The sequence below is a fragment of the Pseudomonadota bacterium genome (assembly GCA_030860485.1).
GTDB lineage: Bacteria > Pseudomonadota > Gammaproteobacteria > JACCXJ01 > JACCXJ01 > JACCXJ01.
Genome location: JALZID010000189.1, coordinates 1 through 8,356 on the forward strand (window position 1 = coordinate 1; position 8,356 = coordinate 8,356).

The window sequence follows — 8,356 nt, forward strand, 5'->3', positions numbered from 1 at the left end:
GTGTGACCCTCTTCCTTTACAGCCTCATTCTCGACTATCTTCAACATCGGTGGCGTCTCCTTCCACCGGCCTAGGCCGGCGTCGCGTTTGATTCACGCGGAAGGATACGCCGCCTCTCTCATGTCTCCCATCCACAACTTAGGGTTATACCTCAGTCTACAATGGCCGGTTTCGCATCATCCCTCGGCAGATCGTCTTGGAGGATATTCGCCAGCAAGCTGCGGCGGGCGCACGCTACGATGGCGCTCACTTTCACCTCGGCGAGTGTCCGATTCGGCAGGGCATAGCCCTTCGCCAGCCGCCCGACCACATGGCCTGCCCTATCCCGAACATCGCGCTCGACGAGATCGAGTGCGTCTCCGATCCTGAGGCGGGCAATGGCCGCGTGCACCGGGTGTTGCGCGGCGCGGCGGCCCGCGTAATCCAGCATAGGAGTGTGCTAGAGTGTTCTCATGGCCGATGCGGCCGCGGAAAGAATAGAGGGTCGAATGAAAGTATTCCTATGTTGGTCCGGGGAGAGGAGTCGAAAACTAGCAGAAATACTCAGGGACTGGCTGCCGGCAGTGATTCAGGCCGTTAAACCCTACTTCACACCTAACGACACTGAAAAGGGAGCTCTATGGCCAAACGAAATCTCTAAAGAATTGGAGCAATCAAGCGTCGGAATCATCTGCCTCACCAGAGCTAACCTGCAGCCCCCGTGGCTGATGTTTGAGGCTGGTGCCTTGGCGAAGAGCATGGAAGACTCTCGTGTCGTTCCATTACTGTTTGGTGTCGACTCTTCCGACTTGCGAGTAGGCTCACTACTGCTGTTTCAAGCCGCTTCGTTTAATGAGGATGAAGTACGCAAGCTGCTTAAAACTATCAACGCAGCGCTCGGGGATAGTGGACTTTGACAGCCAGGTCCTGGAATCGGTCTTTGAGAAGTGGTGGCCCGAACTGGAGCAGAAAGTGGCTGTGGCCATGGAATCTGCTGTTTCAGAACAAGAGATGGAACGTCGCACAGATAGAGAGATTTTGGAGGAGCTCCTGGAGTTAAGTCGGGCAGAGTTCTATGGCTTACGTCCGACCGTAGACCCTGTTCTTTTGCGGGCCATTGATGATTTAGAACTCACGACCCGAACGGGGAATATCCTGAAGGCGGAGGGTATCTACTTTATCGGCGATCTCATTCAACGAACAGACGTGGAGCTTTTGAAGCTGCCGAATTTGAAGAAGGAGAATTTACTAGAAATCCTAAGCATTCTCGCAACTCGCGGACTCTCTTTGAGGACGCGGGTTGAAAATTGGCCGTTTCGGCGGGATGTTAAACGAATGGGCATCAGTGAAGCTAATGGCAAAAGGAAAGGGGAGGCTGAGCCTCCGCGATAATCCTCTTTGTTCCTCTCTAACGTATCTTGAGGAAATGCAGCAGTCTGTACCAATGAGGCCTAACTGCTGTTACATGTATTAGGCGCAATGCGGCCAACCATCCAGACAATCGTGACCAGTCTGGTGTAATCGTTGTTGTTGCACTCCACTTGTCACCATCAAACTTCCTGTCAACAAAGCGGAAACCTTTTGGTGGAGTTCGTAGCGTTTCCTCGTCAAATTGTGGTGATGGCTTATCACCTCTTTCTCCTGCTAACTCTTCCTTGAGCGCTTTCAGTTCGGGGTTTTCTTTTATTACGTCTACGATTCGTTTCGTGCTCATTCCCTGGTCCTCATTTAGGGTCTGTAGACTCTTGCGTCGTGCTCTTCTTCCTCGAGTCCAGGTGCTTCTTGATGATCTCATCGAACTCTCCTGCGTGAAGTCCTTTTAGTACCCACTTGTATCGTTCATCAGTTTCTCCTTTGTCGGTTCAAGGAATGCAAAGACCTCCACATTCTTGTGTCGCACTGCGCCGCGCCAACCGTCCTTGGTTTGTTCGTACCACAGGCTGTCTTCACCTGCGGATAGCGCCCGCGAGGTGCCTTTCCGTGCCGAGGATCATGTATTCGCGTGCTCTGGTGACCTCATCGAGCTTACTCGATACTACTCGTTTACGTCGTGGAGTGGCAAAAACTACACCATCCAAGAAAGAGCGGTTTTGTGACTGCTTATCGGGGGACAGTTCGTCACTGTCCTTTTCGGTTTCATCAGGTTGTGTCTTATCGGACATCGGTCTGTCTCCAAGGTGGTGGCGAACCTGGATGCTACCTGATTTCGGAATATAACATCCAGTGCGTCGGGATTGGCGGGCAGCGGGCGGAACGAGGGCTTGTCGAAGTGCCTTGCGAGCAGCGTCTCCGCATGGTGGTTGTCCCGGCATGCCGGTTACGCGAGGATTGGAGTCACGGCGGCCATTGTAGAATGAGCGCCTCATGATGCAACAGCATCTCAAAGCCCCGGTCGCCACATCGCCCATCCTCCGGGGCGCCCTGTGCGCCCTCGGCGCCTCGCTCATGATGGCGCTCATGGGCGGCGCGGTGCGCATGGCCTCCACCGAGATCCCGAACGAGATGGTGGTGTTCCTGCGCAATGCCTTCGGCCTACTGGCGCTCTGGCCCTGGATCCGGAGAGTAGGGTTATCGGGGCTCGCCACCGATCAGTGGCCGGGGCATCTGCTCCGCTCCCTCACCGGGCTCTCGGCGATGTACTGCTTCTTCTACGCCATCGCGCGGCTCGACCTGGCGCAGGCGGTTTTGCTCAACTTCAGCGCCCCGCTCTATATCGCGCCCATCGCCTGGCTGTGGCTCGGGGAGGCGATCACGGGAAGGCTCATGCTCTCGGCCGTCATCGGCTTCGCCGGGGTGGTGCTGATCCTGAAACCCGGGACGGCGCCGTTCTCGATGGACGCGGCGATCGGCGCGTTCTCGGGGCTTCTGGCCGCCGTTGCCATGGTGTCGCTGCGGAGCATGGCCCCGAGCGAGCCGCCGGTACGCGCGGTCGTCTATTTCAGCGCCATCGGGACCGTGGTCTCCGCGGTGCCGCTCATTTGGGCGTGGGAGACGCCCGCGCTTTTCACGCTCCTCATCATGGGCGCCGCGGGCATCTTCGCGACGCTCGGACAGATCCTCTTGACCACAGGCTACCTCCTCGCGCCGGCCGCCCGCGTGGGGCCCTACACGTACAGCACCGTCATCTTCGCGACGCTCATCGGCTGGATCTTCTGGCACGAAGTGCCCGATCGCATGAGCACCGCGGGCGCGCTCCTCGTGTGTCTGGCCGGGATCCTGGCCGTGGCGCGGGGGAAGGCACCTCAGATAGAATACCCGGCGACCTAGCCCGTCAAGCCTATCCACAACAAGACCGCCGAGCGGGGCGGCCTGGAGAGCAAGTCATGTCCGACATAGAAATCGCCCAACAGGCCAAGATGCGGCGGATCATGGAGCTGGCGCAGGACCGGCTCGGGATCCCGGATGATTATCTCGAGCCCTATGGCCACTACAAGGCCAAGCTGTCCCTGGACTATCTCGACACCATCAAGGACCGCCCCGACGGTAAGCTGATCCTGGTCACCGCCATGACCCCGACCCCCGCCGGGGAGGGCAAGACCACGACCACCGTGGGGCTCGGCGATGCCCTGAACCGCATCGGCAAGAAGGCCCTGATCTGCCTGCGCGAGCCTTCGCTCGGACCGGTGTTCGGGATGAAGGGCGGGGCCGCCGGCGGCGGCTATGCCCAAGTGGTCCCGATGGAGGACATCAACCTCCATTTCACGGGCGACTTCAACGCCATCGGGCTCGCCAACAACCTCCTGGCGGCGATGCTCGACAACCACATCCACCACAGCAACGCGCTCGGCTTCGATCTGCGCCGCATCGCCTGGAAGCGCGTCGTGGACATGAACGACCGGGCGCTGCGCGACCTCACCGTGGGTCTGGGCGGTCCCGGCAACGGCTTCCCGCGCCAGGACGGCTTCGATATCGTCGTGGCCTCGGAGGTCATGGCGATCTTCTGCCTCGCCAACTCCGTCGAGGACCTGAAGAAGCGCCTCGGCAACGTCGTCGTCGGTTACACCCGGGACCTAAAACCGATCCGCGCATCGGACCTCAACGCCCACGGCTCGATGACGGTGCTCCTGAAAGACGCCCTGAAGCCCAACCTGGCGCAGACCTTGGAGAACAACCCGGCATTCATCCACGGCGGTCCCTTCGCCAACATCGCGCACGGGTGCAATTCCGTGATCGCCACCAAGACAGCGCTCAAGCTGTCGGATTACGTCGTGACCGAGGCCGGATTCGGGGCCGATCTCGGGGCCGAGAAGTTCATCGACATCAAGTGCCGCAAGTCCGGGTTGAGACCGGACGCGGTGGTGATCGTGGCGACCATCCGGGCGCTCAAGTTCCACGGCGGCGTCGATCTCAAGTCGCTCAACGTCGAAAACCTGCCGGCCGTGGAGAAAGGCCTCGCCAACCTGGAGCGCCATGTCCACAACGTGCGCAACCACTTCGGCCTTCCCTGCATCGTGTCCATCAATCATTTCACCCACGATACCCCGGCCGAGCTCGATCTCGTCAAGAAAAAGATGGCACACCACGAGGCACCCGTGGTCGTGGCCCGCCACTGGGCCGATGGCGGCGCCGGGGCCGAGGATCTGGCCCGCACCGTCGTCGAGGTGATCGACCGGGTGCCGGCGGTTTTCCGCTTCGTCTACGAGGATTCGGCCACGCTGTGGGAGAAGGTGACAACGATCGCCACCAAGATCTACGGGGCGCGCGGGGTCACCGCGGACGCCAAGGTGCGGGGCCAGATCCAGAGGCTCCAGGAGGACGGCTACGGCCATTACCCGGTGTGCGTCGCCAAGACACAGTACTCGTTCTCGACCGATCCCCAGCTACGCGGCGCTCCGTCCGGGCACGAGATCGGCGTTCGCGAGGTGCGGCTCTCGGCCGGTGCCGAGTTCGTGGTCATGGTCTGCGGCGACATCATGACCATGCCCGGCCTCCCCAAGGTCCCGGCGGCCGAGAAGATCGATATCAACGAGGTGGGCAAGGTGGTCGGATTGTTTTAGTCCGACGGCTCGCGCAATTGACCTGCGCGGCACGCGCGAGATCGTTGAGGCCGGCACATGCCGAATCGCGCAGGAGACTGGTTTCGACAGGCCGAGCGCGACCTGAAACAGGCCGTGGCCTCCGCCCGAGACGGTTTGCACGAGTGGGCGTGCTTCGCGGCCCAGCAAGCGGCCGAAAAAGCCGTCAAGGCCCTGCATCTCGCGCACGGCCAGGAGGCCTGGGGTCACGTGGTGGCACGTTTGCTCGCCCAGTTGCCCCTCGCCGTACCGCCCGATCTGATCGAAAAAGCGCGGGTACTGGACAACTATTACGTCCCGACCCGCTACGCCAACGGCCACCCCGAGGGCGCGCCTTTCCAGCATTACGGCGCCTTGCAAAGCGGCGGGGCCATCGATTATGCCCGTGAGATCCTTGACTTCGTCCGTCCTCAGATGGCCTGACCGGCGATCCGTCGAGGAGTCGCTGCACGGCTGGCTCGCGCGCGAAGAGGGCCGCCACCCCGAGCTCGTGCGTCTCGGGTATTTCGGGTCTTACGCCCGTGGCGATTGGGGCGTGGGCAGTGACCTCGACCTCATCGCCCTGGTGCGCGAGGCGGACGAGCCGTTCGAGCGCCGCGCCCTGTCCTGGGACTTGAACCCGCTGCCCGTCCCGACCGAGTTACTCGTTTACACCGAGCCGGAGTGGCGCCGGCTCCTCGATACGAACTCGCGCTTCGCCGAGACCGTCAGGCAGCAAGCGGTGTGGGTCTATCCTTAGCCCGCACAGCGCGACAGCTTCGTGCGAGCGCACGGGTACGCACGCGGATCTCTTTCGGTGACAAGGCGAGCGTCATCGACGACACCCACATCGCCTTCGCCTCGACCCCCTACCTCGAAGGCGCGGCGCTCAACTACCCGCCTGGAGCGTGACCGTCAGCTCGGTCTTGCCGCCCTCCCGCAATATCTCGACCGGCACGGCCTCGCCGACTCGGTGATCGTCGAGGAGGCCGAGCAGTTTCGCGACGCTATCGACGGGCTTGCCTCCGATGGCGACGATGATGTCCCCCGGGGTGATGCCGGCCTCATCGATGCGGGCACCGCGCAGGCCGGCCGCCTCGGCGGCCGATCCCGGTCTCACCCGGAGCACGAGCACCCCTTCGATGCCGAGCTTCTCCGTTATTTGGCGGTTCAGCTCCTCGTCCACCTCGATCCCCAGGGCCGGACGGACGTACTTGCCCCCGCTCACGAGCTCCGGGACGACCCGGTTCACGGTGTCGACCGGCACCGCGAACCCGATCCCGGCGAACGCCCCCGAGGGGCTGAAGATGGCGGTGTTGATCCCGATGAGCCGGCCCGCGGAATCGAGCAAGGGACCGCCCGAGTTGCCGGGGTTGATGGCGGCATCGGTCTGGATCAGGTGCTCGATGACGGTGCCCTGGTCCGAGGGCAGCGAGCGGTCGAGGGCCGAGACGATGCCGGTGGTCAATGTCCAGTCGAGGCCGAAGGGGTTGCCGATGGCGAACACCTTCTGCCCGACGTGGAGGTCCTGGCTCGTGCCGAGGAGCACGGCAGGGGGGCGATCCAAGGCGACGCCGATGCGCAGTACGGCTAAATCGTGGGCGTCGCTCGCTCCCACCAGCGCCGCCCGATAATCCCGCCCGTCGGAGAGCCGCACGCGCGCGTCCGAGGAGTCGGCGACGACGTGGTAGTTGGTGACGACGTGTCCCGCATCATCCCAGATGAAGCCCGAGCCCGTGCCCCTGGGGATGCTGAAGATATTGCGTGTCCAGGGGTCCATGACCTGCTCGCGGGTCGTGATGAAGACGACCGAAGACTTGGCCTGTTCGAAGAGCTGGATGGTGCTCTGCTCATCGGCGGCCAGATCCCCGCGCGGCGTTACCACCCTCGGCGTCGCGGTCGCCCCGCCGATCTGCCGGGTAAGTGAGGGAAAGCCTTGCCAGAGGACGAACAGAACGGCCGCCACGATGGCCACCCAGAGAAGAGGGGAGCGGAACGGTTCGCGGTTAGGGCTCATGGTGGCTCTTTCCTTCTTCTGTTGTGCCCGCCGGAGGTCAGCTCGAGCGGCCTCTCGTCGCGCTCGCGTAGCACCCAGTACACCCCGCCCAGGGCCAGCAAGGCTACGGCCAACGCGGCGATCTTTGTCGCCTCGGTTGTGGCGGTATCCAGAATGACGAACTTGCGCGACACGGCGATGAGGGCGATCAGCACCACGGTCTGACCTGGATGATGCTGTCTCGGCGCAAGGCCACGCGAATGATGGAGTGTTTGAACTCCATGGCGATCAGCAGGGTCATGATCATGCCGAAGAGGCCCTGAAACGCGGCGTGATCGAGCAGGTGGAAGGCCTCCGCGGCGAGCAATATGAGCACGGCGCGAATGAGCTGAAAGAGGGAGATCACGATGACCACGGCGATCACATTGGCCAGGATCAACGCCACGACCTGCTCGAAGCGCTCGTAGAAGGTCATGATGGCCCATTCGTCGGAAAAGCGCCGGCGAGCGCTCGCCCAGTATTGCTGTGTGTCACTCATGGCGTGTTTCGCTCATCGCCACCTCTAATCTATCTCCATGCCGGCTCGCCGGAGGCGCGCGCGCAGCCGCTCGATCTCATCCAGCAGGTCGAGGATGAGGGCGGCGGCCTCGGTGCTGGCCTCGAAGTCGCGTGCGAGCCTCGCGAGCCGGCGCGCACGCAAGACATCCAGGGCGCCGAAACGCCATGCCGCCTCATCCCTGCCCACGGGTGACAGGACACCGACCTCGACCAGTTCCACGACCCACGCGGTCTCGGCCCCGCAGGCCTCGACCATCTCCTCAAGCGACAGGGCATCTTGTTCGCGGACGAGAATACCGGTGAAGATATCATCCATCTGGTTTCACACGCCCAAGCCGCGGCGGGGATCGAAGGCCAGCTCCCGCGCCATGGTTTGATAGATCTGTTTCGCACGATCCGTCTGGGCCGGGGGCAGGACCACCTCCAATACGAGATAAAGGTCTCCGGGCGGTTCTCCGGGGATCCCGCGACTCCGCAAGCGCAGCTTGCGCCCTGCTTGGGAGTGGGGCGGGACCTTGACCTCCACCGTGCCCCCCGGCGTGGGTGCCTTGACCGCGGCCCCGAGCGCAGCCTCCCAGGGTGTGGCCGGCAGGCTTACATACACGTCGCGGCCGTCCACCCGGTAGAACGGGTGGGGCTTGAATGCGATCTCGATGTAGAGATCGCCGGCCCTCCCGCCCTGCGGTCCCGCCGACCCTTGACCGGCCAGGCGGATCAACTGCCCTTCGCGTACCCCCGTGGGGATACGCACGTTAAGCGTGCGCTTGCGCACCGTGAGACGCCCTTCGGCGTCCAGTTCAGGTACCCGCAATGTCACGGCGCGTGTGGC

General features: G+C 62.6%; 10 protein-coding genes and 2 pseudogenes. 6 read left to right on the forward strand and 6 right to left on the reverse strand.

Annotation, left to right across the window (positions count from 1 at the left end; all coding sequences use genetic code 11):
* Window positions 1-151: 151 nt before the first annotated feature.
* Complete coding sequence (locus tag M3461_10405) at window positions 152-430, reverse strand: hypothetical protein (protein ID MDQ3774730.1); 279 nt, start codon at window positions 428-430, stop codon at window positions 152-154.
* Between the two features lie 22 nt (window positions 431-452).
* Here M3461_10405 and M3461_10410 point away from each other — a divergent pair, with 22 nt between their 5' ends.
* Window positions 453-896, forward strand: coding sequence for a toll/interleukin-1 receptor domain-containing protein (locus M3461_10410; GenBank protein ID MDQ3774731.1), 444 nt, complete (start codon window positions 453-455; stop codon window positions 894-896).
* Between the two features lie 166 nt (window positions 897-1,062).
* Window positions 1,063-1,371: pseudogene (locus M3461_10415) on the forward strand (hypothetical protein).
* A 16-nt stretch (window positions 1,372-1,387) separates the two neighbouring features.
* Here the strand turns inward: M3461_10415 and M3461_10420 are convergent.
* Window positions 1,388-1,693: a hypothetical protein gene (locus M3461_10420; protein MDQ3774732.1), complete on the reverse strand. Its 306-nt coding sequence runs from the start codon at window positions 1,691-1,693 to the stop codon at window positions 1,388-1,390.
* Window positions 1,694-2,343: 650 nt separating this feature from the next.
* Here M3461_10420 and M3461_10425 point away from each other — a divergent pair.
* From M3461_10425 to M3461_10440, 4 genes are read left to right on the forward strand one after another with little or no spacing between them, the layout of a single operon-like run.
* On the forward strand, window positions 2,344-3,246 hold the full coding sequence (locus tag M3461_10425; protein ID MDQ3774733.1) for a DMT family transporter: 903 nt from the start codon (window positions 2,344-2,346) through the stop codon (window positions 3,244-3,246).
* Window positions 3,247-3,302: 56 nt separating this feature from the next.
* On the forward strand, window positions 3,303-4,976 hold the full coding sequence (locus M3461_10430) for a formate--tetrahydrofolate ligase (protein ID MDQ3774734.1): 1,674 nt from the start codon (window positions 3,303-3,305) through the stop codon (window positions 4,974-4,976).
* Window positions 4,977-5,033: 57 nt separating this feature from the next.
* Window positions 5,034-5,417 carry a HEPN domain-containing protein gene (locus M3461_10435; protein ID MDQ3774735.1) on the forward strand — a complete coding sequence of 128 codons (384 nt, stop codon included), beginning with the start codon at window positions 5,034-5,036 and terminating at the stop codon, window positions 5,415-5,417.
* A complete protein-coding gene (locus tag M3461_10440; protein MDQ3774736.1) occupies window positions 5,380-5,733 on the forward strand; it encodes a nucleotidyltransferase domain-containing protein in 354 nt (117 codons plus the stop codon). The genes M3461_10435 and M3461_10440 overlap by 38 nt, the downstream gene beginning before the upstream one ends.
* 129 nt (window positions 5,734-5,862) lie before the next feature.
* Here M3461_10440 and M3461_10445 read toward each other — a convergent pair whose 3' ends face one another.
* The 4 genes and pseudogenes from M3461_10445 to M3461_10460 all read right to left on the reverse strand — a co-directional run.
* Window positions 5,863-6,990, reverse strand: a complete 1,128-nt coding sequence (locus M3461_10445; GenBank protein ID MDQ3774737.1) for a trypsin-like peptidase domain-containing protein — start codon at window positions 6,988-6,990, stop codon at window positions 5,863-5,865.
* Window positions 6,987-7,507 (reverse strand): annotated as a pseudogene (locus M3461_10450) (phosphate-starvation-inducible PsiE family protein). Before M3461_10450 ends, M3461_10445 begins: the two are co-directional and overlap by 4 nt.
* A gap of 24 nt (window positions 7,508-7,531) precedes the next feature.
* Complete coding sequence (locus tag M3461_10455) at window positions 7,532-7,843, reverse strand: MerR family transcriptional regulator (GenBank protein ID MDQ3774738.1); 312 nt, start codon at window positions 7,841-7,843, stop codon at window positions 7,532-7,534.
* 6 nt (window positions 7,844-7,849) lie between these two features.
* Window positions 7,850-8,356, reverse strand: a 507-nt coding sequence (locus M3461_10460) for a J domain-containing protein (GenBank protein ID MDQ3774739.1), incomplete at its 5' end; no start/stop codon positions are given.